This is a genomic window from Cytobacillus citreus, from assembly GCF_018343665.1.
GTDB classification, from domain to species: Bacteria; Bacillota; Bacilli; order Bacillales; family Cytobacillaceae; genus Cytobacillus; species Cytobacillus citreus.
In genome coordinates this window covers 1,094,176-1,119,288 of sequence record NZ_JAGYPM010000002.1, presented here as the reverse complement: position 1 = coordinate 1,119,288, position 25,113 = coordinate 1,094,176, and the positions used below count along the sequence as shown (strand labels likewise).

23 protein-coding genes and 1 riboswitch are annotated in these 25,113 nt (G+C 39.1%); of the genes, 2 read left to right on the top strand and 21 right to left on the bottom strand.

Annotated features, from left to right (window positions below; genetic code table 11):
* Window positions 1-9: 9 nt before the first annotated feature.
* Genes KHA94_RS11435 through cobJ form a run of 12 tightly spaced genes read right to left on the bottom strand, consistent with a single transcriptional unit; the run spans window position 10 to window position 11,254 of the window.
* Window positions 10-564 (bottom strand): nitroreductase family protein, encoded by a 555-nt coding sequence (locus KHA94_RS11435; protein ID WP_213102215.1) that lies wholly within the window; start codon window positions 562-564, stop codon window positions 10-12.
* Entirely contained in the window at window positions 558-1,319 is a 762-nt protein-coding gene (cobA, locus tag KHA94_RS11430; RefSeq protein WP_213102214.1) for a uroporphyrinogen-III C-methyltransferase, read from the bottom strand. Before cobA ends, KHA94_RS11435 begins: the two co-directional genes overlap by 7 nt.
* On the bottom strand, window positions 1,316-1,945 hold the full coding sequence (locus KHA94_RS11425; RefSeq protein WP_213102213.1) for a precorrin-2 dehydrogenase/sirohydrochlorin ferrochelatase family protein: 630 nt from the start codon (window positions 1,943-1,945) through the stop codon (window positions 1,316-1,318). The genes cobA and KHA94_RS11425 overlap by 4 nt, the downstream gene beginning before the upstream one ends.
* The gene (locus KHA94_RS11420; RefSeq protein WP_213102212.1) at window positions 1,942-3,300 is read right to left on the bottom strand and encodes a cobyrinic acid a,c-diamide synthase CobB; all 1,359 of its coding nucleotides are present in this window, start codon (window positions 3,298-3,300) and stop codon (window positions 1,942-1,944) included. The genes KHA94_RS11425 and KHA94_RS11420 overlap by 4 nt, the downstream gene beginning before the upstream one ends.
* Window positions 3,297-4,433: a cobalt-precorrin 5A hydrolase gene (locus KHA94_RS11415; RefSeq protein ID WP_213102211.1), complete on the bottom strand. Its 1,137-nt coding sequence runs from the start codon at window positions 4,431-4,433 to the stop codon at window positions 3,297-3,299. The genes KHA94_RS11420 and KHA94_RS11415 overlap by 4 nt, the downstream gene beginning before the upstream one ends.
* On the bottom strand, window positions 4,426-5,208 hold the full coding sequence (gene cobM / locus KHA94_RS11410) for a precorrin-4 C(11)-methyltransferase (RefSeq protein ID WP_213102210.1): 783 nt from the start codon (window positions 5,206-5,208) through the stop codon (window positions 4,426-4,428). The genes KHA94_RS11415 and cobM overlap by 8 nt, the downstream gene beginning before the upstream one ends.
* On the bottom strand, window positions 5,208-5,912 hold the full coding sequence (gene cobI, locus KHA94_RS11405; RefSeq protein WP_213102209.1) for a precorrin-2 C(20)-methyltransferase: 705 nt from the start codon (window positions 5,910-5,912) through the stop codon (window positions 5,208-5,210). The genes cobM and cobI overlap by 1 nt, the downstream gene beginning before the upstream one ends.
* Window positions 5,909-7,105, bottom strand: coding sequence for a precorrin-6y C5,15-methyltransferase (decarboxylating) subunit CbiE (gene cbiE / locus KHA94_RS11400; RefSeq protein ID WP_213102294.1), 1,197 nt, complete (start codon window positions 7,103-7,105; stop codon window positions 5,909-5,911). Before cbiE ends, cobI begins: the two co-directional genes overlap by 4 nt.
* Window positions 7,080-8,216 carry a cobalt-precorrin-5B (C(1))-methyltransferase gene (locus tag KHA94_RS11395; RefSeq protein WP_213102208.1) on the bottom strand — a complete coding sequence of 379 codons (1,137 nt, stop codon included), beginning with the start codon at window positions 8,214-8,216 and terminating at the stop codon, window positions 7,080-7,082. Before KHA94_RS11395 ends, cbiE begins: the two co-directional genes overlap by 26 nt.
* Window positions 8,191-8,865 carry a precorrin-8X methylmutase gene (locus KHA94_RS11390; RefSeq protein ID WP_213102207.1) on the bottom strand — a complete coding sequence of 225 codons (675 nt, stop codon included), beginning with the start codon at window positions 8,863-8,865 and terminating at the stop codon, window positions 8,191-8,193. Before KHA94_RS11390 ends, KHA94_RS11395 begins: the two co-directional genes overlap by 26 nt.
* Window positions 8,846-9,622 (bottom strand): precorrin-6A reductase, encoded by a 777-nt coding sequence (cobK, locus tag KHA94_RS11385; protein ID WP_213102206.1) that lies wholly within the window; start codon window positions 9,620-9,622, stop codon window positions 8,846-8,848. The genes KHA94_RS11390 and cobK overlap by 20 nt, the downstream gene beginning before the upstream one ends.
* 9 nt (window positions 9,623-9,631) lie before the next feature.
* The gene (gene cobJ / locus KHA94_RS11380) at window positions 9,632-11,254 is read right to left on the bottom strand and encodes a precorrin-3B C(17)-methyltransferase (protein WP_213102205.1); all 1,623 of its coding nucleotides are present in this window, start codon (window positions 11,252-11,254) and stop codon (window positions 9,632-9,634) included.
* Window positions 11,255-11,394: 140 nt separating this feature from the next.
* Window positions 11,395-11,572, bottom strand: a riboswitch (cobalamin riboswitch).
* Between the two features lie 34 nt (window positions 11,573-11,606).
* Here cobJ and KHA94_RS11375 point away from each other — a divergent pair.
* Window positions 11,607-12,140 carry an HTH domain-containing protein gene (locus tag KHA94_RS11375; RefSeq protein ID WP_213102204.1) on the top strand — a complete coding sequence of 178 codons (534 nt, stop codon included), beginning with the start codon at window positions 11,607-11,609 and terminating at the stop codon, window positions 12,138-12,140.
* Between the two features lie 203 nt (window positions 12,141-12,343).
* Here KHA94_RS11375 and KHA94_RS11370 read toward each other — a convergent pair whose 3' ends face one another.
* Window positions 12,344-12,553, bottom strand: a complete 210-nt coding sequence (locus tag KHA94_RS11370) for a chitobiase/beta-hexosaminidase C-terminal domain-containing protein (RefSeq protein ID WP_213102203.1) — start codon at window positions 12,551-12,553, stop codon at window positions 12,344-12,346.
* Between the two features lie 815 nt (window positions 12,554-13,368).
* On the opposite strand from KHA94_RS11370, the gene KHA94_RS11365 reads away from it, so the two are divergent.
* Window positions 13,369-15,333: a M6 family metalloprotease domain-containing protein gene (locus KHA94_RS11365; RefSeq protein WP_249365479.1), complete on the top strand. Its 1,965-nt coding sequence runs from the start codon at window positions 13,369-13,371 to the stop codon at window positions 15,331-15,333.
* Between the two features lie 131 nt (window positions 15,334-15,464).
* Here KHA94_RS11365 and KHA94_RS11360 read toward each other — a convergent pair whose 3' ends face one another.
* The 8 genes from KHA94_RS11360 to KHA94_RS26280 form a co-directional block, all read right to left on the bottom strand.
* The gene (locus tag KHA94_RS11360; protein ID WP_213102201.1) at window positions 15,465-17,354 is read right to left on the bottom strand and encodes a Xaa-Pro dipeptidyl-peptidase; all 1,890 of its coding nucleotides are present in this window, start codon (window positions 17,352-17,354) and stop codon (window positions 15,465-15,467) included.
* Between the two features lie 294 nt (window positions 17,355-17,648).
* Entirely contained in the window at window positions 17,649-18,068 is a 420-nt protein-coding gene (locus KHA94_RS11355; protein ID WP_213102200.1) for a hypothetical protein, read from the bottom strand.
* A gap of 97 nt (window positions 18,069-18,165) precedes the next feature.
* Window positions 18,166-18,408 carry a hypothetical protein gene (locus tag KHA94_RS11350; RefSeq protein WP_213102199.1) on the bottom strand — a complete coding sequence of 81 codons (243 nt, stop codon included), beginning with the start codon at window positions 18,406-18,408 and terminating at the stop codon, window positions 18,166-18,168.
* A gap of 299 nt (window positions 18,409-18,707) precedes the next feature.
* On the bottom strand, window positions 18,708-19,712 hold the full coding sequence (locus tag KHA94_RS11345; protein ID WP_213102198.1) for a proline racemase family protein: 1,005 nt from the start codon (window positions 19,710-19,712) through the stop codon (window positions 18,708-18,710).
* Window positions 19,713-19,805: 93 nt separating this feature from the next.
* Window positions 19,806-21,479, bottom strand: a complete 1,674-nt coding sequence (locus KHA94_RS11340; protein ID WP_213102197.1) for a peptide ABC transporter substrate-binding protein — start codon at window positions 21,477-21,479, stop codon at window positions 19,806-19,808.
* Window positions 21,480-21,564: 85 nt separating this feature from the next.
* Window positions 21,565-22,632 (bottom strand): M24 family metallopeptidase, encoded by a 1,068-nt coding sequence (locus tag KHA94_RS11335; protein WP_213102196.1) that lies wholly within the window; start codon window positions 22,630-22,632, stop codon window positions 21,565-21,567.
* 84 nt (window positions 22,633-22,716) lie between these two features.
* The gene (locus KHA94_RS11330; RefSeq protein ID WP_338030770.1) at window positions 22,717-22,983 is read right to left on the bottom strand and encodes a DUF3899 domain-containing protein; all 267 of its coding nucleotides are present in this window, start codon (window positions 22,981-22,983) and stop codon (window positions 22,717-22,719) included.
* A gap of 132 nt (window positions 22,984-23,115) precedes the next feature.
* Window positions 23,116-25,113: an ABC transporter ATP-binding protein gene (locus tag KHA94_RS26280; RefSeq protein WP_213102194.1), complete on the bottom strand. Its 1,998-nt coding sequence runs from the start codon at window positions 25,111-25,113 to the stop codon at window positions 23,116-23,118.

The following is a 25,113-nucleotide window of genomic DNA, read 5'->3' as shown; positions in this document are numbered from 1 at the left end:
CACACCTCCTTATAGCCAAGTTGTTTTTTCTGTAAATGATGTGCGCTTTTTTACAGAAGTTATTTCTTCAGCAGGGTAACCGATGCATAATGTCCCTACTAACTGCTCGCTATCGGTTGCACCAATAAAATGGTGTAAAGCTGTATCATGCACTAAACCTACACCACGTGTACGCCATACCATGCCTAAACCCAGTTGTTCAGCCATTAACCACATCGACATAATCGCACTGCTGACAGCAAAGGTATTATCTATTGTTGCCCCTTCATCTCCATCGACAATGGCAGATGTCACTACAATCACAAGCGGTGTATTAATAATGGCTTTCATGGAACTTTCCACTAAATGTGGTTTTGTTGGGAAACGTTCTTGTAAATAATCAAGCGCTACTTGCTCAAAACGTTTTAAGCTGTCACCCTGTAATACATAGAAATGCCAAGGCTCACGCATACGGTCATTTGGCGCATACGTTGCTGCTTCTAATAACATCTCAATTTTGTTACGCTCCACCTCGCGCCGATCAAATTGGCGAATGGCACGGCGTTTTTTTAATGCTTCTAACATAATTCATGCTCCTTTTCTATAAACCAGGAAATTTGATCCCGTACACGAACAACATCACCAACTAATATCATTGATGGGTTAGAGATACCATGAAGTTGAATATCTTGTGCAATCGTTGAGAGTTCACCAGTAATTGTTCGCTGATTTTCAGTTGTTCCCCATTCAATAACCGCAACAGGGGTTGTTTCACTTTTGCCATATGTTATTAAGCTTTTCGCGATATGCGCGATATTACCAATACTCATATAAAATGCCACGGTATCAATTTGAGCAAGCGCAGACCAATTTAAAAAGTCCTGCTTCTTTTCTGGGCGCCCATGGCCTGTAACAATCGCAAAGCTTGCAGCATGGTCACGATGTGTTACAGGAATCCCTGCAAAAGCAGGCGCAGCAATCCCTGCTGTAATTCCAGGCACAATCTCAAATGGAATATCGGCTTGTCGTAAAATCGTAGCTTCTTCGGCACCGCGTCCAAAGACAAATGGGTCGCCGCCTTTTAAGCGAAGGACCTGCTTGCCCATTTTGGCTTGTTCCACTAGCACACGATGAATTTCATCCTGTATCAGTCCATGTTTACCCGGCTCTTTGCCACAGTAAATGAGCTCAGCATCCACTTTCGCATGTGATAATAATTCAATATTCACTAGACGGTCATATAAAATCACCTCTGCTTGCTGGATGCATTCCAATCCTCGAATCGTTAATAGTTTTGGGTCACCTGGACCAGCTCCTACAATATATACAAATCCACTCACAGTTGTTCTCCTATACGTTGTTGTAGCCACGCTTCACATTCTTGCTTTTCACCTTGCTCCACCCACTGTAAAACTTGCGGATCTAGCAGCTCGGCTAATAGTTGTTTTTTCGTATCGCCCGTAAACGCTTGTAAGATTTGCTTACGTGCCTCCTTTAAAAAAGAAACATACTCTGCGTAATGATTTCCGAATTGCTCCTCTAGATCCTTCTTTACTTGGCTTGTTAGACCTGGACTGGCTCCGGATGTTGATACTGTCACTACGAATTCACCACGTCGAACGACTGCTGGATTAATGAAATCAACACGTCCCTTTGCATCTGCACGACTGAGTAATTGCCAATGCTGTGTAGCTTCTTCTACCGCATTATTTACTTCTTCATCATTTGTAACTGCAAAGATAAGTGTTGCATCATCTAAATCACCAGGTTCAAATTCCTTTTCTTTCCATGTCAAAAGTCCATCATTTATATACTGTTGTAATTTTCCAGTCACTGTTGGGCTTATTATTGTCAGTACCGCTTTTGTCTGAAGTAACGCTTCTACCTTTTGACGTGCTACATGTCCGCCCCCAACAATAACAACCTTTTTATAGTCAATATTCATTAATAGCGGGAAATAACTCATTGTTGTCCCTCCAAACATGCTGACAACCAATTTTTCACAAGCTGTGGATTCGAGGCAAAATGAAAATGTGTATATCCTGCTACAAGATTTTTATGTAAATAGCCTTCTTGTTGAGCACGAAAACGCCCTTTACTAAAATAAGCGGATGTTTTATGCTCCCCGTCATACGTTGAGTAATGGAACTCATGCCCTTTTGCCCGCTCCTCTTTACCAATTAAGAAGTTGCCCGTAACACCTGTAATTTCTCGATACCCAATTGCCGCTAATCTATCTTGCATACGCACACGTCCTGGAATCACCCCGAGCATTGGAAATGCCTGCTCTTGACGATTCACAATCTCCTCCGTTAAATACATAAAACCGCCGCACTCTGCTAATGTTGGTAACCCTCGCTCAATTACGGCGCGTATTGATTGCTTTGTTCTTTCATTTTTTACTAATGTTTTTGCAAACTCTTCGGGAAAACCGCCGCCGATATACAGCCCTTGCGCTTCTATTGGAACCACTTCATTTTGTAATGGAGAGAAGAAATGTAATGTTGCCCCATATGCACGTAGTAATTCCAAATTCTCTTCATAATAGAAGTTAAAAGCGGCATCCCTTGCAACGGCAATATGTACTTCTTGTCGCCCAGGCTGTGCATCAAAAATAGACGCCGAAACGTGAATTGGCTGCACTCTTGTAATTTCTAACAGCTGCTCAATATTCACCGTTTCTTCAATCGCTTCTGCAAGATTATCAAAATATGAGTCTAAATCACCACGTTCAATAGCCGGTACTAACCCTAGATGACGGCTTGGCATCGCAAGCACTGCTCCTTTTGGCAGATAGCCAATGACAGGAATTCCACATTCTTGTTCAATTGCTGTTTTGACAATCTCAAAATGACTTTTACTTCCTAATTGATTGGTAATAACACCCACAATATTGGAGTTTTCGTCTAACATTTGAAAGCCTTTGACGATTGCAGACACACTTCTTGCCATACTAGCCGCATTGACAATTAAAATGACTGGGCTATTTGTTATCTCACTAATATGAGCAGCAGATCCTTCATTTGATAATGGGGATTTACCATCATAAAAGCCCATCACGCCTTCAATCATAGCTACATCTGCATCTTGACTTGCTTTAGCGACAATGGCACGGACTGTATCATGATCCATCATGAAACTATCAATATTTCGAGAAGGACGCTTTGTGACAGCTGTATGATACGTTGGGTCAATATAATCTGGGCCACATTTAAAGCCTTGTATAGTTAAACCGCGCTTCATAAGCGCACGCATAATTCCAATCGTGAATGTTGTTTTCCCAACACCACTTCCTGTACCGCCTAGAACAAATCGATTCATTGTCCTCTCTCCTCAAAATTGACACGTGCAACGGACACGGTCACATTGCCACTTTTTCTTTTCTCTAGTAATAAAGCCTTCGCATTTGCACAACGTAATGCTGCCGGTTCACTCACACCATATGCACCTGTATATTTAAAGACTGTTTCCGACGGATTGGGAAACGGTATTTCATTCAGCTGTTCAGGTGTGTATGTAGCAAACGGCCAATTATGTTTAGCAGTTAATTCAAGCAACCCTGTCTCATCTTTCTTTAAATTGATGGACGCAACTGCTTTGACACTTTTTTTACTTAAACGTAGCTCCGCTAATGTTTCATCTATGACTTGTTCAATTTCTTCCATCGCCGTACCCCGATTACAGCCAATGCCGAGGACAATTGATTTTGGACGATAGATTACTCCGTTCTCAATCAACACTTCTTCATGTGCTTCAATTAAACGATCAGTAATAAGCAGGATTGCATGTGGCTTTGCCCTAATCGCTTCTATTATCGATGGATATATTTTTAAGTTGGCTGGTATAGAACGTTCGTACATCCACCAATTTTTCTCACCAGTTTCTTGTACGATTGCAACATGCTCTTCATTCACAACCGATGCACTAACAGGTAATAATTTTTCTTCGCTATCCCACACCCATCCAAATTGTGCACCAAATAAATCGACGGGAATCGTTTTTTGAACATCTGATGCGGTTGTAACAATGGGCTCTGCACCGATCGCTTTTGCAAATTCATGAGTTAAGGCATTGGCACCGCCAATATGCCCTGATAATACGCTGATAACATACTGACCTTTATCATCAACAACTAACACTCCAGGGTCTTTCATTTTATCTATTAGAAGTGGGGCAATCATGCGAACGACAGCACCGAGGGATATGATGCAAATGATCCCTTTATATTGCTGAAACAAAGCAGGCAATAATAGACGTACCGTACCATCAAACAACTGAATTTGGCGTGCATCTTCGTCCCCTTGTTCGAATTTCTTCATATAATATAGGTCCGCATATGGAAACTTCTCAATGTAGCTTCTTGCATGTGCCACGCCATGTTTCGTAATAGCAACAAGAGCATATGGTTTCCGTTTCTCGACGACAGGAATTTCACCTTCACGTAAACTAATCATTCGCCTTCACACCTTTGCGGAAGCCATGGGTAAATGTTTTATCATATAGCTTCGAACGATACTTTTTTTCATGGATATGCGGGTCTAATGCCCAGCCTGCTAAAATCATCGCATGCTTTCGAATACCATTGACACGCATCGCTTCGTCTAATTCAACCAGTGTAGTGCGAACAATTTTTTGATCTGGCCATGAAGCACGCTGAATAACTGCAACCGGTGTATCGTCTGCCCATCCCGCCGCCTGCAATTCTTTTGTAATTTTCTTTGTTAATGTCGCACTTAAAAACATAGCAATCGTACAATGATGACTTGCCAGTGCTTGTAACTTTTCCCGCTTCGGCACAGGTGTACGCCCTTCAGCCCGTGTTAAAATAAGCGTCTGTGTTAAATCAGGAATAGTTAATTCTGCACCAACTGCTGCTGCAGATGCAAAAACAGAACTTACACCTGGCACAACTTCATAGCTAATATCATGTTGCTTTAGCAATGCTACTTGCTCCATCGTTGCCCCGTACATAGCTGGGTCGCCTGTATGTAATCGAACAACCTTTTTGTCTGCATTCACACGTTCAACGATACAATCCACCATTTCCTCCAGGTGCATTCCTGCTGTACGGATAATTTCGGCCGTCTCCTTCGCTTCCGCTACTAACGTTTCGCTTACGAGTGAATCGGTATACATCACAACATCCGCTTCTTTTAATAACTTTAAACCTTTCACCGTTATTAAATCCGGATCTCCTGGACCCGCTCCGATAATCCAAATTTTCTTCATTATTTGCGCACCACCATACATGACAAGTAATTTAATTCTGCACCCCGAAGTTCGTTGACATTCCAAATTACCTCTTCGTCAGAAGTCACTTTTGTAACAACATGTGTTTTTTCTAATAGATTCATTTCCTCTAGTAGATCAAGCATTACGTCTAATACTTTAGCTACTTTAATAAAGACAATCGCATCGTGGCCTTCAATCACACTTCGCATTTCTTCCATATCCTTTGTAGCAGGAATCATAGCGACATGGTCATCCCCTTCAGCTAATGCAATTCCTAAACGATTAGCAGAACCATTAAACGATGAAATACCAGCTACCGTTTCAATCGGGACATCTGGGTGCATCGATTTCATTAAGTTCATTAAATGAATAAATGTGCTGAATAGCATCGGATCCCCTTCAGTAACGAAAGCTACATCCTTTCCTTGAACTAAATATTGATAAATAGCTTCCACTGATTTTGTCCATTCAGCCCTTAGGGTCTCTTCATCTTTTGTCATCGGGAATACTAAACCAAGCATTTCTTTTTCTTTCGGGTTAATATACACTTCAACAATTCGATGGGCATAAGATTTACTGCCCCTTAATTTTTTAGGGTAAGCAATAACCGGGCTTTCTTGTAGTCTGCGAAATGCTTTTACCGTGATTAATTCTGGATCACCAGGCCCAACACCTAATCCATATAAGGTTCCTATACTCATTCTTCTTTTCCTTTCTTTGCTGTCACAATAAAAATTGGATTTAACGGTTCGAAACGCGTTAGATTTAAGATTGACTTACTTTTTGAAATTTGTGCTTGTACTATTGATACTTCACATCCTAATGTTTTAAGATGTTGCAGTGCTTCTGCCAGATTTTCGATCGTTGCAATATTCATAACTAAGCGACCATTGGGCTGTAAGCGTGAAATACACGTTATCAATAAATTCTCCATATTCCCACCATTGCCTCCAATAAAAATCGCATGTGGGTCAGGAAATTCATCTAGCCGGTCAGGAGCCTTTCCCAGGACCGCAATAAAATCTGTCCGATGTTTCAATTGATTTTCCAAGCAGTTTTGAAGATCGCCATCATTTTTTTCAATCGCATACACTTCGCCTTCTCGGGCAATTTTTGCTGCTTCTATTGCGACTGAGCCTGTGCAAGTTCCAATATCCCAAACAATGCTATTTTCTTTAATCCCTAACTCTTGCAAGCAAAGAGTTCGGACTTCCTTTTTCGTAATTAGACCTTTATCTGGTTTTCTCTGAAGAAACGCATCATCCGGAATTCCAAAAGAGACACGTTCGACCGCTACACGTTGTTTTAGAATCACAACATTTAATGGAGAAAAGGAGGTTTTCTCCATTTCATTCAATGTAAAAAACCGGCAACGCTCATTTTCACCTTGTAAATTTTCAGCAACAAAGGCATCATATTCCTTCATGCCGAAACGCTTTAAATACGTTGCAATGGCCTGCGGGGAATTCGTTTCATCTGTTAAAACGGCAATTTTTTTCCTACCATCAATTCTTTGTGCAAATCCTTTCATTGAACGGCCATGTAAGCTGACAATATACGCATCCTGCCAGCTCTCCTGCATTTTTGAAAAAGCTAGCTGGACAGAACTGGTATAAGGATGAATTTCTAATGGAAGCTTTTTTGCAAGTACACTGCCTAATCCGTAAAACAGCGGATCCCCAGACACCAAAATAACAACATTTCGTGTTTCACTCTGTAAATCAGCTGTTAAAACTGACAAACCACCTTTGAATACTTTTTTCTCTTTTTTAAATTCCGAAAAGAATTGCAAATGGCGTTCACCACCTACAAGTACGTCACATTCATTGATCCATTCTATATATTTGGGGAGCAATCCCTCCGCACCGTTATCCCCTATACCAATCATTTTCATCCAATTCGTCAATATTCTCAGCCTTTCCTAAACAGTCTCCATTCATGGCGTACAAGGTTGTCGACACCTTTATATCAGTATTCATATGATTTATTGCATAATAGCAGCAGTTCTTACAAAGGTCTTCAAAGAATGCCTCGTTTCCTTGAAGCATTTCACCAACTTGTGAAGCCGTATTCGCTTGTAAAATTTCCCTTTGCATCGTCTCATCAACACCCACTTTATTTGCAATACCCGCTAAAAACTCGAAGCTAATGGGTGCGCTTTTTGAGTGAACCATCATAACACCTTGTGCTACTTTCGAAAACTTCCCCATCATTCCTACTAACGAGACTCTAGGAATTTTCTTCTTAGCAATATTCTTTAATGTAAAACCGACGAAATCGCCCATTTCGATAAATGCTTCTTCTTGTAGATCAGAATACTGCTGCATGGCAAATTTTTCACTTCGTCCACCTGTTGTAATGACTAAATGCTCACATCCTGCTTCTTTGGCAACATTGATCGCTTGAACAATACTTGCCATATAAGCAGAACTTGAAAATGGCACCACTGTTCCTCGTGTACCTAGTATAGAAATTCCACCTATAATACCTAAACGCCCATTCAATGTTTTTTTTGCAATCTCTTCACCATCTGGTACAGATATAATGACTTCAACCCCACAATTCAATTTGAATTTTTCGACGACTTCATGTACAACACCCAATATCATTTTACGCGGTACGGGGTTTATCGCCGCTTGGCCTACTGGTACAGGAATTCCGGCCTTCGTAACTCGCCCTACACCAACACCGCCATCTAAATGGATTCCTTTTTCCTTTGAAAAACGAACAGTACTTTGAATTCGTGCCTGATGTGTAGCATCAGGATCGTCCCCAGCATCTTTAATCGTTTCACACATTACCTGGCCATCTGATACTTCAAATGCGGATACTCTAAATGTCGCATACTGTCCAACTGGTAAATAAATCGTCACCTCATTCGGTACTTTTCCTGTCACAAGTGCTTGTAAGGCTGCCTTTGTCATCGCTGTTGCACAAGATCCTGTCGTGTAGCCATGGCGCATTCGTGATGGGTCTTTTTTACTTCGTTTGCTTTGCACGTTCATCAGCCATTAATGAAATGGCATTAAGTGCTGCAACTGTCACTGTACTGCCACCCTTCCTACCAACGTTTGTAATAAATGGAATCCCTTCAAGTACTGCTAACTCGGCTTTCGATTCTGCTGCTGATACAAAACCGACCGGCATGCCAATAATTAAATCTGGTTTTGCAATACCTTCCTTAATTAAACGAATTAACTCCAACAAAGCGGTTGGTGCATTACCAATTGCATAGATTCCTCCATCATGTAAGCGCGTTGCTTTTTGCATGGAAATAATCGCACGTGTTGTTCCTTGAGCCTTCGCTTCTTTTGCGACATCCTCATCCGCAATATAGCAATGCAAGTCTCCACCATGCTTTTGGAATCGTTTACGTCCAGAACCACTTTCAATCATTTGTACATCCGCTACCACATGACGTCCTGCTAAAATGGATTGAATTCCTGCCTCAATAGCGCCAGGTGTAAAAATCATGCTGCGGCCTAACTCGAAATCAGCCGAAGCGTGAATCACTCGCCGAACAACTAACCATTGCTCGTCTGTAAATGAATGTTCCCCCATCTCTTCCTTAATAATAGAGAAACTGTAATCATAAATTTTGTCTGGATCTACCGTTAGCGGAGTAAATTTTGTATTAAAGTTCATGTTTGCCATTAATAAAACCTCCTAAAGTTTGAGTAACTTCTTCAAAGGAAGAACAGAAATTCTCGTAATCTATCTTTGGCCTTTTTATAAGAATAATAGGAATTCCCAATTGTAGAGCAGCTGTCATCTTTTCATCTACAGAACCGACTTTACCGCTTTCTTTTGTAATCATTAAAGTCACATTATATTGCTCATATAAAGACTTATTCAATGATTCTGAAAAAGGGCCCTGGATTGCAACAATATCCTTTTGCTTAATACCTAGTTGATTGCACTTTTCCATGTTCCCAATATTGGGAAGCATTCTGCAAATAAGTCGGATTTCATCACGCATTAAATATTTCGTAAATATTTCTAATGTTTTGCTGCCTGTTGTTAGCATAATCGTTCCTTTATGAGATTGAGCCGCTTTAGCCGCCTCTTCATAACTTTCAACTTCTGTAATTAGTGGAGAAGTAAACTGCTCCTTTGGTCTTTCATAACGAATATATGGAATATCACATGCTTTTGCTGCTGCCATTGCAGTTCTCGATGCTTCTTCCGCATAGGGGTGACTAGCATCAATAACACAGTTCATCTCACGCCTTTGAATAAGCACTATCATATCATCTACTGATAACCGCCCTACCTGATAGGGAATATCGTGAGCCTTTAAACTTTCGGCTGCAGATTCTGTGACAACGGTTGCTAATAAAGGATGTCCTTGATTTTGCACTTGAATGGCTAATTCTCTCGCATCACTTGTGCCCGCTAAAAATAGAATCATATATTTCTCCTAATCCCCGCATGGCGCTGGCTCTAACTCAATTTTGCAGCTCATGTCATGATAGTTAAAATTCTGAATTTTTTTCACCCGTTTAAAATATTTAAAAAGCCGTTCATTTGGATGTGCATTTTGTTTGTATTCTTCTATGATTTTCGTTAATAACGGGATTAGTTGATCTGGTTCAAGTCCCTCTGCCACTGGTTGAGCTGCATGGGCTGTACGGCCAACCGGCTTTGCACCAATAAATAAATCAAATTTTTTCTTGCGATAAACGATCCCAATATCGTCAAATACAGGTCTATAACAAGCCATACCGCAGCCATTGAAACCAATATGTAATTTTTTCGGAAGCTTTAAGCCCCCCAATTTTTTTGCAATTTCTTCTGCATATGGAATTGATTCTGCTTTTTCGCCGTAGCAGAAATCACAAGCTTTTACATTTACAACATCACCTATCGGCATAACAGTTAAATGACTTTGCTCAAGTTTCTCAATAATTGATTCAGGCTGATCTGTCGGAATCTTTATTATGAAATAATGATTTGGTGTATATTCCATGGTGCCTTTCTTGCCAATAATTTTAGCTAATACGCCCATCTGCTCTGGCGTAATAAATTTATTGGCAACACCTGGAGAAACAGCAAATTCAAATATATCTTCGATTGGCTGCTGTACGAAAAATGGATTTTCCATCTCCGTTTTAGTCACCATAGATACTGCCTGTAAAGCCATTTCTAAGGGGCTAACTTCTTGTTTTTTTTTCATGATTTGCTCATAACCAGCTTGTGCTTTTCCTGTTTCTTGATCTAATGCCCACGGTTCAGCTTCCTTTTTCAAACGCTGATGTGGTTTTAAACTTTGGGTCTCTTCACCTAACGTATATTTACGTTGATAACCTCGGGGAGTAATAATTTTATTATCGTAAAAGAAAGTAGAAGAGTTTCCGATAATGACAGTTGTCAGCATCCCGATATCATGTTCAAGCATTTCCGCTAGTGTTGTCAGCACTACATTTTGTTTTTCACGGTAGGCACTTTTTACAAGACCTACTGGTGTTTCAGGAGAACGATATTTTAATAGAATCTTTTGTGCTTCTACAATTTGACGTGTCCGCCGTCCGCTTTTCGGATTATATAAAGCAATCACAAAGTCTGCCATAGCTGCTGCCTCAATCCGCTTTTCAATAACAGGCCAAGGTGTTAAATGGTCACTTAAACTTATTGTGCAGGAATCATGCATGACTGGGGCGCCCAATAAGCTCCCACATGAATTAATCGCTGAAATACCAGGTACAATTTCTACCTCTATTCCTTCTTTTTCGATCCAGCCCATTTCAATTAACACTTCATACACTAATCCAGCCATACCGTATACGCCTGAATCCCCACTGGAAATCACTGAGACAATATTACCTGCCTCAGCTTTCTTTATTGCATCTTGTGCACGTGACACTTCTTCCGTCATGCCCGTACTAACAATGGTTTTGGCTGTTACTAAAGGTTCAATAAGGTCTACGTATGTTTTATAGCCAATAATACAATCACTTTGCTGCAAGGCATCTACAGCCCGTTTTGTAATATGCTCACGATCTCCTGGACCGAAACCAACAACGAAAATTTTCCCCTTTTTCATCGGCTTACCTCCAAATAAAAAATGCCTGCACTCCCTTTCGAAGGAATACAGGCATTTAAATTCGCAGTATAAAAATACGCATACCGAAACTCAAAAACAATAGGTGTAATTGTCCTGCCTATACTTCTCCCTCCGAAAAGCAAGTGTCGTTTAAATAAGCAGGTTTCCTGACTTAAGCTTCTTCTTACTCTTACACCTTCCCGATTTCTCAGTGGTATTGTAATTTCATCAGCTCTTACAGTAGCGGGGGCTGTACTAGACTTTCACTAGTTTCCCTTTTACCTCACAAATATGAGCACTTATTTAAATTAAATTATTAAATTACTATAAAACTAGCATACATTGCCAAAATTTGAAAGAGAAAATTATATTTTGTGATATTTTCATAAAAATTCGTACCTGTGAATTAAATCAATATCCCTATTTGTCTGTTGAAATATTTTTAAAGGATTTTGATCGGCAGACAGCTAATTTCATTCAAATCTCAAAAATTAAAGAAGTGGCGGTGGATGAAAAAATTTCTTTATTTATTGCTTGGGTTGATTACTGCAATTGGGCTGGCGGCAGCGGCCCTCTTCAAAATGATAGATTTTCTCCACTTCATTTTTCAACAAGTCTGGAAAATAATCAACTGAAAGAAATCGCTGAAAAGGCCAATTTAAGTGCAGTTACGATATCCCGTCTTGTCTCTTTACTTGAACAAAACAAAAATAACAATCTAACTATTCATCAACTTGCAGAGGCATTTGATATTTCTTTAAGAACATCAAGCAGATTATTAAAGCAATTGCACCAATCTGGCTTAGCAAAAATCGTTGGTGAAGTACAACCCCCAGGCCGTGGCAGGCCAAGAAAGATTTACAACCTATTATTTCCAACAACATGAACATTTCCGGTTCACTTTCATCCACAATTTGTTGGTGAAATGATGTAAAACTGTTAACAAATAATCATGACCACCGGTCTACCCGGTGGTCATGATTTAATTTATTGATTATTTAATAGTAATGTTCATCGGGTTATAATTTTTCTCAATATTGCCTGCCGCATCTATCGCAAACCAATTGATCGTCGTAGCCTTATCAATTTTTAACGTTTCAGCAATTTCGCGCGCCCACTTAGTCGAATTGTTTGTGATTGAAATGTTGGACGACTGCCATCAAGAGTATAGTAGATTGTAGCAGGTTCGCTTGTTTCAAAGCTTACTTCGACTGGACCAGAATATTTTCCATTTCCAGGAGTAGCCTTTGTTGATGATGGCTGCTTATCTTTAGACTGGTTGTAAACAACTTTTATCAAAACCAATTAATCCGTTTGCAAATTCCATCGCTTCTTCATGACCTTCCTCAAACGACGGCTTGAAGCCTACAGTTCTCCTTCTATTTGCCTCTTTATCCGTAATTCCCACATCTACTTTAGGAATTAAGTTTTTATTGTTCTTGGCAGCGTTTGTGTTTTGTTGAAGCCAATTTAAACTTGAATTTTATAGAATAATTACTATTTATAAATATCGATATCATTTGAATGATTTCCGCATATAGAAACAGAATAATTTGTTGCTTTTCGTCAGTTCCTATCGAAATATTCTTTTGGGGTCTCAAAATTTTATTCAATGCAAAACATATTTTTAAAGACCTCCACCGATATGAATAAATGCTTATTCCTTTTTTCACATCATTTTATCGGACACTAAAAAAGAGCAATCATAATGCAGAATGTACCCTATCGAGTAAATCATCTGCCCTATAAGGTACATTTATGTTAGAAATCGACCTCTTATATTTTCGTCAAAAAAACTCCTGTAACTTAAACACTTACTAATAAAACTATTACTCAGTTTTCTCTTTTCGTTTTTGCTTTTTGGAATTCTATTAAAAGAAATACCAATCCCAATAACGTTACAAATCAACCTATTATTCTATTCATAAAATCCCCACAAATGGAACTATTCCAGAAAAGATCAAATACCCCTTTTATGAAAACAATTTTCCTATTCCCAACCATGACTTTTTCACTATTCGTATTTCAGACTTTTGTATATGTTCTGATTATTGCGAAAATGGTATACTTTGCCTGTACAGATCATATAATAGGAGGTTGGTGTTTTGAGGAACATGAAGAAGACGTTTATTGCTTTTACTACTTTTTTAACGGTTGCCGTTTCCTCAACAGCTTACGCAGATCAGCCAGGATTATCTGATTTTCCAGAACCGGTGGATCCGCAATCCTGGGTCCTGCCACGGGACATGTCATGGAGTGATTACCGTCCAGTACCCGGAATTGACTGGAATACTTCAGATATTACACCGGAACGAGTTATTAAAGGTACATTGATCATTGTCGATTTCCCTGATCAAGAATTTATCCTAAGCCAGACTGAGGGTTCGGAAATTGCCGGCAACCCTATCGGTACTGGAAACGTTCCGCGCGATCAGCTTGGTAAGTGGTGGGAAGATTTTCTCAACAAACCTTCAGCCTTGAATAACTATCGGACAGTAAATGAATATTGGAGAGAAAACTCCTTCGGTAAATGGAAAATTGAGCTTAAAGCTTTTGGGCCTTATCGGATGGATGGAAATGAATACGAGTATGGACTTAATGAATTTGGACAGCAAGTGAATATGCCTCCAGGTTCCAAAGGTCGAAACCTGAGGTCTGAAGCCGTTGCGAAAGCAAAAGCTGACATTGAAGCTTCTGGGGAAACATTCGACTTTAATTTTATTGTTCATGCAGGCTATGATGAATCAGGTGTTTGGCAAGAATTAGGCGAAATGATGTTCCAAGGTCCTGATCAAGTGACTGATGCCTTCGGACCGAAAATTCCAGGTATGCCTAACTCAGCAGTAACTCGTTACGTTCCATGGACTTCTTGGTATGCAGCGAAAAGTATTTGGTCAAGTGCTGGCGGCGGTACCTCGATTCAAGGTGAAAATGATGGCATGGGTACTTTCGCTCACGAATTTGGACATATCATGGCTCTTGCCGACAACTACAACAATCCATATGCGAAGCCAGTTTCTAGAACTTACTCCGGTCCTTGGGAATTAATGAGCCGTGGCAGCTTTAATGGTCCTGGCGGCCCGCACACTCGCTGGATGGTCCCATCCACACTAGGTGCTTCTGCTCCAGCACACCATATGCTGCGCAACAAAATTAAACAAGGCTTCTTAACACCGGATCAATATTTAAGCCTAGACCGTGATCAGCTTGCAGAGACAGGTCCAGTCTTTACAGATATCCTTGCACGGGAGGTTCCAGCCGGTAGCCAATTTGGACGAGAGGAATTAGTTGGGATCAATATAAGCATGGTAGATAACACACCGCCTAACTCACTAAACGATGATTGGCGTGCAGACATGCAGCGTGGTGCCAAGTGGTACAATAACTATACATTGGAAGTTGTAGACCGAGTTGGCTATGATTCTTTTGCCCCCGACTCAGGTGTTTTATTAGCGAAAACAAAGAACAGTGAATCTTCACCAAACATTTGGGTCATTGATTCACATAAAGAAGATATCAATCTCGTAGACTTCAATCGACCAGATGGCTCCACTGCCATGCTGTCCAAGGGAGACTACCAACAGCTTGCGGACGCCCTGTTTAAAGCTGGAACTGGCGAAGGCGTTGTCAGTGAGTATAAGGACGAGTATAACCGTCTTCACTTCTATATTTTAGATAAGAAATATGACGATATTAGTGCCCTTTCCTACCGTGTAGCAGTTCGTCATATGGATGGCTCAGGTCCATACGAACGCGGTGTCGCGGTTGAAAACGGTACATCCCAATTTGCCACACCAGGAAAAATAGCCGTTTATAATTTCAATGTAAAAAATACCGGTACTGCAACTGACCTTGTACGACTTAATGTCAAAACGGATGCTGGCTGGGATGTTCAACTGCAGCATAATGTCATTGAGGTAGAAGCTGGAAAAACAGCCACTGTACCTGTGTACGTTAAGATTCCAAAAGGCAGCGATAAACCGGCTCCAACCAACCTTACCTTTACAGTTACTTCAGAAACGGATGACAGTAAGAGCGCTAATATGACTCGACGCATTGGACCTGGTAACGGAAAATAAATAGTTGAAAGGAGGAAGTGCTTAAGAGTGCCTCCTCCTTTTATTTTATAGATAAAATCGATTTATTTTATGATAAAACCAGCAGACTCAAAGTGAAGACTGCTGGTTTTATCTTTTTTATATAAAATACTTTAAAAATCAACCGCTTTTTTACCTTCAACGATTGGCAGGTTGATAAAGCTTTGCCCTAGATGCACATTGAAAGTAGCTCCTGTAGTGGAAGGAATGAAGCGCTGATAAGAACTTCCAGCAATGATCACTCCAATGCGATGTCCTTTCTTAAAGACATAATCGTCAGGCAATGCTTGCCACTCGAATTTATAATTTTTACCTGGATTTAGTGGATCTGATATTAATAGTGACTTCCAATTTTGCGGGTCGAACCAGCCTCGAGTGACAATCTCATACGGTGCTGTATGGGTAGTTTTCATTGTTTCTTTATAGCAAGCATCATCTGTCTCCGAGCTTTCTCCCCAACAGGTTTCATTTGTTAATGTCTGAATGCCCTCTCCTCTTCCTTCATGATTGACCCGGGTATCTGTTCCATAATCTACGATTAGCACTGTTAAATTACTTTTCTCTTTATCTACTGTTGCTCGAAGCGAAATTTCTGGCGTACCACTAAAACGAACATCGTCGCTTAATGGTTCAGTTAGGAACACCAGACGATCATCTTTCACCATTGTTTCGTTTGTGACCATTTCTCTTTCGGTTTGCCGTGGATTATCCGTAAAGGTTTGGGTAAAGTTACCTTTTACTGGACCTGTCGTCAATACTCCAGGTGAATCTTGATCTTCTCCAGGAGCAAAACGAATTTTAATGGATTTTGCCTTTTGTTCCGGCCATGAGGCTTGAGTTTCCCATACATCAGCATCTCTTTCAATATCTACAGCCGGTTCATCCATGATGCCATTTTGAATGCCTAAGAGCCAGTAATCAAACCAGCGGTGAAGTGTGTCTACCCACTCCGCCCTGCGGAAATCAAAAGGATCTACGTGCCCAGTTTGAGTCAGCCATAGTTTACGAGGAACTTTTTCCTTATTAAGAGCTTCCCACCAATCACCAAAATGGTTCATTTTTACGTTTAAATCATTTAAACCATGGATAGCAAATACACTTGCTTTTACATTTTTGACATCTTTCACATAATTTCTTTCATCCCAAAAATCGTTATAGTCCCCTGTTACGTCATCAGCCTCTCTATTTAACCGATCAAATACAGGCTGACATGCTTCTTTGCGTGAGCTGCTTACTACTCTGCTGGCTAATCCGCCAGGCCCATTATTATAGTAAGTAACCCCTGCATAACGATAGTAATTATACCAATTGCTAATCGCACTAATTGGAACGATGGTTTTTAAACCCTCTACTCCCGTAGCTGCAACACCGTTAGCTAAAGTACCGTCGTATGATTTTCCAATCATGCCAACATTACCTGTCGTCCAATCAGCACTTACCTGCTGATTATTTTTATCCCATGCCTTAGCTCTCCCATTAAGCCAATCAATAACAACCTTTATACTCTCAATTTCCTCATATCCGCCAGTAGTGGGACATCCATCTGATTGATTCGTACCGACCATTTCTGGTAATGCTACTGCGTACCCTCTTGGAACAAAATAATTATCATAGAAAAGAGGAAACTTCTCATTGACCCCATCCTTATCTTTGTCCTTCACTTCACTTTCATTTCCTCTTCCTAAACTTTCATAATAGGGACTGGCATCCATAATAACAGGAACTTTAAGCCCTTCATTCGATTCCTTCGGCCGAATGATATCAACCGCAATCCGGTCGGGTTTACCATTATTGTCAGTGTCTAGGGTTGATTCTACAAAAACTGTTTCACGAATAGCGTCTTTGTATGAATACTTCGGCTGCGATTTTACTTCACCTAAAGAATTAACTGACTGCAACTCCTTTGGCATAATTGTTTCCGCACTTGTAAAATTCAAAGATGATAGAGTTAAAGCAATTGTAGTTAAAAAAGTGGTTGCTAGAAAGTACTTTTTCCTTTTCATCAAAACCCTCCTCTCCCTATTAAATTCATTGTAGGATATGGAGGGATTTTCTATTAGAGTAATAATTACCAATTTTCTGATTTTATAATCTGTGATAAAAGCCTTAATTTTTTTCGTCCATCATTATCAGTCGCCTTATGTCTAAAAGAAACGCTGTCGACTTAATAGATTTTGAGAGATTATTATTTTGTGAATACAATACCAGGCCCTAAAAGCCCTAGAAACAAGTAAACTGAGGTAGACTAGGGTTAAGATCAAAATAAAAAAAGGACTGAATTTCTCAGCCCTACTAATCTATTTATATAGCTCTTTGTAAGCAATTACTTTTAATGCCATGATTTCTTCATCTGTTAATTTCCCCTGGATTTCTTGAAGAACCTCTTCTTTAGAAATAGATCCATTCTGTACCTGTGCCCTAATATCATTTAGTTCAGAAATGCCGACTTTTTGAATTAACACTTTTGTTGCCTCTTCTTTTGTAGTAAACGGCAATTTGCTGCTGTCTACTGTTTCAGCCTCTTCAATAAATGATATTAGTTCAGGATCGCTTTCAATTGTTTTCTTTATTTCTTCCAATTCTCCGCTGTTCTCAAGTTCTGCGGAAATAGTCTCCACTACCTTATCGGAAGCAATCTTAGTACCATAATGATAAACACCGTAACCAATGACACCAAGCAGAACTAAAGTTATAATTAAAAATTTGATGATTCTCATCTTCTCACACCCCTTAATTCTCAAGTTTAATTATACCATTATTTACTTTAAGAAAATAAGAAACGTTAAATATTACCAATATTTGATCATCCTGCCTTTAAGCTTTTTTCCTCAAAATCAATAGCTTTTTTTCTTTGGTCATATAATCACGATTTTTAGGTTTCATTAATTTTCTTATTAAATATATTTCTAATAATATAAATAAACTTATAAACGCATTGGCAATAATATGATCTGCGATAGTTTTATACCCCCAAACGTGAGTAATATAAGTAAAAATCGCATAAACAAGATAAAGACCCCAAATAATAGCAAGTACTAAATATACATTTCTTTTCATTGGAACCTCCCGACTATTGATATGAATTCATCATATCTCAGAAAAGGGATATTTTACTAATACTATTTTCTTTTTCTTTTTGAATCTATCTTTTTTTCATCAGCTTTATCCTTTTCCCTATTAATTTGAAAAGCAGCTACTAATGCTCTTTCATATTTTGGTTGCCAATCCCCTAAGAAGATTCATTTCTATTCTATGATGTCGTGCGCACTGATGCTATAGAGGCCAGGGCTTTGAGCCCCTGTTTTCCATTCAAAAAACCTTTGATAAAATATCAAAGGTTTTTTGAATGCCTATCTTTAGTCTAATAAAAATCCTTGCTTCAAAGGATCTCTCGGATCTACAACAAATTGATGAAATCCAGTGATATATGCTTGACCTGATACCTTTGGAACAACTGCATTATATTCTCCTACTTTAGTAAGAGACAATACTTCACCGATGAACCGTCCATCTGTAATACACTCGTGAACAAAGCTTTCACCCTCTTTTAAACGACCATGCTCAACTAGTGTTGCAGCTCTGGCAGAGGTACCTGTACCACAAGGAGAACGGTCTACTTGCTCATCGGCAAAAATAGTAACATTCCGTAAGTCAGCACCTTCTTTATTCGGTACATCAGAAAAAATCACTCCATAGATTCCCTTTAATCCTGGCTCAAGCGGATGTTTAACCTCTATTTGGCTTTCAATACAATGTTTGATTTTGCTTCCCCATGTTTGAATTTCACGTAAATCTTTAAAGTTTACCTTTAAATTCATTTCTTTACTGTCAACTACTGCGTAAAAAGCTCCTCCAAAAGCAATATCAACATTAAATTCATAGCCATCCATTTTGATAGGAAAGTCTTTCTTATAAACGAAGGAAGGGACATTTTCAAAGGAAACAGATTCAACCTGGGTCCCACTATATTTTGCATAGGCGATAACCTCTCCAGCAGGACTATCAATAATAAATTTTTCTTTGCCATTCGAAAGATCGAACATCCCAGTCTCAATTCCAACTGTCATAACAGCAATAATGCCATGCCCGCACATCGTACTCCATCCTTCATTATGCATAAACAGCACACCGAAATCAGCATGCGGACTAGCTGGAGGTGTAATAATACAGCCGTACATTCCATGATGTCCACGCGGTTCATACATTAAAACTTCACGAAGATGATCCAAGTGCTCCATGCAATAGGCACGTCTTTCCAATTGAGTACTTCCTTTTATTTCAGGAAACCCTCCAGTTATGACGCGTAAAGGTTCCCCTGCTACATGCAGATCAACGGTTGTAAACATTTTGCTAAAGTTCATACTATCTCCTCCGTATTAAATAATTATAAATTGTAATACTATTGGCTCTGCACCTATTTCAATAGATTCAGAGCCGGTAACCATTAGAAAAACTTATTTCCCTTCAATATATGTCCACTTATATGAAGCAAATACACCGAATGGATGTGAGATATAGCCTTTTACATATGGCTTCATAAGTCGGGCTTGGCCAGATTGGTACATTGGAGAAATGGCAGCGTCCTCTTCAATTAGAATTCTTTCTGCCTCCTGCATATTTTCCCATCGTTTTGCAATATCGGTCGGATTCGTCTTCGCTTCCATTACGAGACTATCAAAATCTTCATTTGCATAATTTGACCAATTATACGATCCATTCGAAAGATAGAGATCAATAAAAGTAATAGGGTCTTGGAAATCTGGTCCCCACCCTGAATAAGTAAGGTCATATTGCAGGCTTGATTCAAGTTCAAGCTTTTGCTTATTAGGCTGCTGATTAATCTTTATTTTAATACCAGGCAAATTAGTCTCTAACTGATTTTTAAAGTATTCGCTGATTTGTTTTCTTTCCTCGCTATCATAGCTCAAAAACTCTAGCTCTATGCTATCAACACCAAGCTCTTCTAAACCCTTTTCCCAATATTCTTTTGCTTTTTCTACTCCTTCATCGTTAAAACCTTGATATTTTGCACGGAAGTCTTTTCCGCTCTCATCAAAAGCAAATTCTTTAGGTACTAAGTAGTATGCCGGAACTGATCCATTATTTAAGAGACTATCCACTGCTGCTTTTTTATCCCAACCCATATCGATTGCTTTGCGAATATTGACATTAGCCAAATATTTATTATTTTGATTCATGCGGATAAAAAATACTTCAGGTTTAAGCAATGTACTGTATTCTGGAGAACTAGCATATTGGTTAATAAACTCAGAGGTTATTTCTGTTGCATCAATTTTGCCAGTATCATATAAATTAACTCTTGTAGCCGCTTCTTTTACGACCTTTACATTGATTGTATCTAGCTTAACTGTTTTTGCATCCCAGTAGCTTGGATTTTTCTTATATACCCAACCAACCTCATGCTCCCATGAATCAAGGACAAAAGGTCCGTTATACAAAAGATTTTCTGTTTCAAGCGCATATTTATCTCCCTGAGATTCAACAAATTCCTGATTTTGCGGAAAAAACACTGGATACGTAATAAGACTTAAAAAGTAAGGTACTGGATGATCTAATTCAACTTGGAATGTATGATCATCAACAGACTTAATTCCAAATTCCTCTACCTTTCCATACAAACTATTTTTAGAATCCTGTATAGCAGCAGCATTCTTTATATCATTAAATAGATAAGAATAAGTTGATAGGGTTTCAGGGTTGATTGCCTTTTTCCATGCATATTCGAAATCCTTTGCTGTTACAGGTGTTCCATTACTCCATTTCGCATCAGAACGAATATGAAAGGTATAGACCTTACCATCCTCACTCACTTCATAACTCTCTGCCATTCCTGGGATTGGTGCATGTGACTCATCCAGCCTGTATAGGCCTTCAAAAATATTATTCATTGTTCTACTGGACAGAGCATCAAATAGTCCAAGTGTATCAAGGGTCGGAAGCTCTCCGCCTTCAACAAGGTTTAATACTTGTTCAGTCGATTTTTCGCTTGAATTCTTATTCGAATTTTCATCTGAGGAAGATTTTTTACTCTCTCCTCCATAACAGCCTGATAAAAAGGTACTAACAAGGAGCATCAAAACTATGATAATCGGACTTTTCATTTTCATAAAAATTCCCCTTCTATCTTTCTTTTTTTATTTATATTAGCGATTCATTAGAATAAGGCTTTATGACATAAGGTCAGCATGTTCATTACAAAATAATTAGATCCTTTGTTGACTTCGTAATCACTTCATTGCCATCTTGAGTAATTAAAATATCATCTTCAATTCGAACGCCACCAAGATTAGGAATATATATTCCCGGCTCAACAGTAAGAACCATGTCAGGCTGTATGATAATTTCGCAATTCACATTCTTAAAAGGTTCCTCATGAATATCTAATCCAATTCCATGTCCCGAGCCATGTCCGTATTGTTTTCCATAGCCTTTCTCGGTAATAAAATCTCTTGAGAGAGCATCTGCCTCTTCACCTGTGATTCCAGGTTTAATGCCAGATAGTGCTCTTGATAGCGCATTGTGAACAATATCGTAGATTCCTTTCAAATCTTCATTCGGTTCACCGACTGCAAGCGTTCTTGTTATATCTGATCGATACCCTTGATAATACGCACCGAAATCAAGGGTCACCATATCACCTTTATCAATTAACTTACTGCTGGCAACACCGTGAGGAAATGCTGAACGATGCCCAGAAGCAACGATCGTATCAAACGCTGACGATGTAGCCCCTTGTTTCCGCATATAAAATTCCAATTCATTTGAGACTTCAATTTCAGACACCCCAGGTCTAATAAAACCAAGAATATGGGTAAAGGCAGCATCTGCAATTTCTGCGGCTACTCTTATTGTCTTTATCTCTTCCTCATCCTTAACCATCCGAAGCTTTTCAACAACCCCTGACAGTGGAATCATTTCGGCATTTAACTTCTCTTTGTATTGGGAATAAGTATAGAAGTTTACATGATTTTGTTCGAATCCGAGTTTAGAAATGTTTAATCTATCCGTATGTCGAACAATTTCACTAAGTAATGCCGCTTTCGTACTTACCTCGATGACAGAAAAGTCTTTCGCCTGTAAACTTGCTTGTGCGACATATCTGAAATCTACAACTAAAAATGCTTCTTCCTTTGTAATTAATACGAGACCTGCTGTACCCGTAAACCCTGTCATATATCTGCGATTCTGATCATTCGTGATTAGCATCGCGTCAATTCCAAGTTCGTTAAATACTGCTCTTAATTTTTCAAGTCTTTTCACAGCCTATCCCTCCATGTTATGTAAAATCATTCTTTGAGATAAAAATTAACCTTGTAACTCTAGTAAAATTGCAGTGATCTACTATTAAATTACTGATACAAGCAAAGTAAAACAGAATAATGCAGCTCCGGAAATAATGATTGGATAGATATATAAACCTCTGAAGCTATTTTTTATAGGAGTATCATGTGACTCACCTGTTTGTTCAGAAACATACTGCTCTAACTTTGAAGTATGTTTATAAAAGCGGCGAAAGCTATAGATCATCCCGTCAAACATTCCGCCTTTGAGAACGAATAATGCCCCTCCAATCATTAGTAACAGGAGTCCAATAAAAAATAAGAAATTGATAAAGCCAATCCACTTCCCATTTTCTAAAAAAAAGGAACCAATAAGCGAAATGATAAGAGAAGTAAAAATTATTCTTAGTGTGATTTTAGTAATCGATATCTCCCCCTTATTGAATCCTTATTTTGTACTCGATTAGATAGCGTCAAAATGTTTTTTATAGTCATGGAACTCCTGCTCTGTACACGAAACCCAATGCCCTTCCTTTACTTCCCTTAAAACAGGCTCTTCACCATTGCCATTCCAAACGAATTTTTCATCAAATTTTACTCTCTTTCGAGTCTTCTCCGTTTCGGGATCGGGTAAAGGAATGGCTGAAAGAAGTGATCTTGTGTAAGGATGTAATGGATTTTGGTAAAGTTCTTCACTTTCAGCTAATTCAACAATTCTCCCCTTATACATAACCCCTATACGATCGCTAATATATTTCACCATGGAAAGATCATGTGCAATAAAGAGATAAGTAAGCCCTTTTTCTTTTTGCAGCTTTTTCATTAAATTAACAACTTGTGCTTGAATCGACACATCAAGAGCAGAAATAGGCTCATCTGCAATAATAAATTCCGGCTCGACAGCTAATGCCCTGGCAATTCCAATTCTCTGGCGCTGTCCTCCACTAAATTCATGTGGATATCGATTCGCGTGTTCGCGGTTTAATCCAACCGTTTCTAATAATTCATATACCTTTTCCAATCTTTCTTTTTTCCCGGCTGCAAGCCCATGAATATCCATGCCCTCTGCAATAATATCGGCAACTGTCTGCCGCGGATTTAATGAAGAGTACGGATCTTGAAAGATCATTTGGATTTTTTGATTTAGTTTTTGAGATTCACTAGATGATTTTTTATCGTGAATATTTACATTGTTATATAGAACCTCTCCTTCTGTAGCATGATAAAGTCGGATAATCGTTCGACCGGTTGTTGATTTTCCACACCCAGATTCTCCTACAAGTCCAAAGGTTTCACCCTTAAATATTTCAAAACTGATGCCGTCTACAGCTTTCACAACATTTGATCCAGAAGAAAAATATTGCTTCAAATTTTTTATTTCAAGAAGCTTCTCCCTTTTCACTCTCTTCTTTGACAAACGCTCCTTTTTCCTTTCCTTTGAGTGAACCTGTCTATGTTTTTTTAAGGCATCTGGGGGCAGAACCTTAGGTGATTTTTCATGCAGCAGCCAAGTAGCTGCATAATGTGTGTCAGACACCTTGAACATAGGCGGTTCTATTTGGTAATCAATTTTCATCGCATATTTATTACGATTGGCAAACGCATCACCAATTGGCGGATTTAAGAGATTTGGAGGTGAACCGGGAATCGTTATTAGCTCTTCAGCATCCTCATTTAGATTTGGCATCGCTCCTAACAGACCCCAAGTATACGGATGCTGAGGATTATAAAAAATTTCATCCACCTTTCCAATCTCAACAATTTTGCCTGCATACATGACAGCAACCCGGTCTGCTATATTGGCAACAACCCCTAAATCATGGGTAATAAAAATAATCGAAGTCCCCATTTTTTTCTGTAAATTCTTTAAAAGCTCAAGGATCTGTGCCTGGATCGTTACATCAAGAGCAGTAGTTGGCTCATCAGCAATTAAAACCTTTGGGTTACAGGAAATAGCCATGGCAATGACTACTCTTTGCCTCATTCCACCAGAGAATTGGTGCGGATAAGCTGTCAATCTTTTATGTGCATTAATAATCCCAACCATTTCTAATAATTCAATTGCTTTTTCTTTCGCCTGCTTCTTTGGCAGCTTTTGGTGTTTTATAATACTTTCCATTATTTGTTTTCCGACGGTCATTGTCGGGTTAAGAGATGTCATTGGGTCCTGGAAAATCATTGAAATATCAGACCCGCGAATTTTCTGCATTTGCTTTTCTGTATAATTGACCAAATTTTTTCCTTCAAAAATGATTTCCCCGCCTGTTATTCTTCCAGGTGGGTTAGGAATTAGTTTCATCAAGCTTTTAGATGTAACCGACTTTCCTGACCCTGATTCTCCAACGATGGCAAGTGTTTCACCTTTATTCAGATGAAAAGAAACTCCTCTAACTGCCTTAACTTCCCCAGCATACGTATCAAAGGATACTTGTAAATTTTTAACATCCAGTATTTTATCCAC

Excerpts from the sequence above, each read along its gene's own strand:
- cobJ (WP_213102205.1), bottom strand. The coding sequence starts at position 11,254 with ATGAAAAAGGGGAAAATTTTCGTTGTTGGTTTCGGTCCAGGAGATCGT.
- KHA94_RS11365 (WP_249365479.1), top strand. The coding sequence starts at position 13,369 with ATGAAGAAGACGTTTATTGCTTTTACTACTTTTTTAACGGTTGCCGTT.
- KHA94_RS11415 (WP_213102211.1), bottom strand. The coding sequence starts at position 4,433 with ATGATTAGTTTACGTGAAGGTGAAATTCCTGTCGTCGAGAAACGGAAA.
- KHA94_RS11390 (WP_213102207.1), bottom strand. The coding sequence starts at position 8,865 with ATGGCAAACATGAACTTTAATACAAAATTTACTCCGCTAACGGTAGAT.
- KHA94_RS11420 (WP_213102212.1), bottom strand. The coding sequence starts at position 3,300 with ATGAATCGATTTGTTCTAGGCGGTACAGGAAGTGGTGTTGGGAAAACA.
- KHA94_RS11340 (WP_213102197.1), bottom strand. The coding sequence starts at position 21,479 with ATGAAAATGAAAAGTCCGATTATCATAGTTTTGATGCTCCTTGTTAGT.
- KHA94_RS11395 (WP_213102208.1), bottom strand. The coding sequence starts at position 8,216 with ATGAACGTGCAAAGCAAACGAAGTAAAAAAGACCCATCACGAATGCGC.
- cbiE (WP_213102294.1), bottom strand. The coding sequence starts at position 7,105 with ATGAAAATGATTGGTATAGGGGATAACGGTGCGGAGGGATTGCTCCCC.
- KHA94_RS11355 (WP_213102200.1), bottom strand. The coding sequence starts at position 18,068 with ATGAGAATCATCAAATTTTTAATTATAACTTTAGTTCTGCTTGGTGTC.
- KHA94_RS11425 (WP_213102213.1), bottom strand. The coding sequence starts at position 1,945 with ATGAGTTATTTCCCGCTATTAATGAATATTGACTATAAAAAGGTTGTT.
- cobK (WP_213102206.1), bottom strand. The coding sequence starts at position 9,622 with ATGATTCTATTTTTAGCGGGCACAAGTGATGCGAGAGAATTAGCCATT.
- KHA94_RS11360 (WP_213102201.1), bottom strand. The coding sequence starts at position 17,354 with ATGAAAAGGAAAAAGTACTTTCTAGCAACCACTTTTTTAACTACAATT.
- KHA94_RS11345 (WP_213102198.1), bottom strand. The coding sequence starts at position 19,712 with ATGAACTTTAGCAAAATGTTTACAACCGTTGATCTGCATGTAGCAGGG.
- KHA94_RS11435 (WP_213102215.1), bottom strand. The coding sequence starts at position 564 with ATGTTAGAAGCATTAAAAAAACGCCGTGCCATTCGCCAATTTGATCGG.
- cobM (WP_213102210.1), bottom strand. The coding sequence starts at position 5,208 with ATGAAGAAAATTTGGATTATCGGAGCGGGTCCAGGAGATCCGGATTTA.
- cobI (WP_213102209.1), bottom strand. The coding sequence starts at position 5,912 with ATGAGTATAGGAACCTTATATGGATTAGGTGTTGGGCCTGGTGATCCA.
- KHA94_RS11350 (WP_213102199.1), bottom strand. The coding sequence starts at position 18,408 with ATGAAAAGAAATGTATATTTAGTACTTGCTATTATTTGGGGTCTTTAT.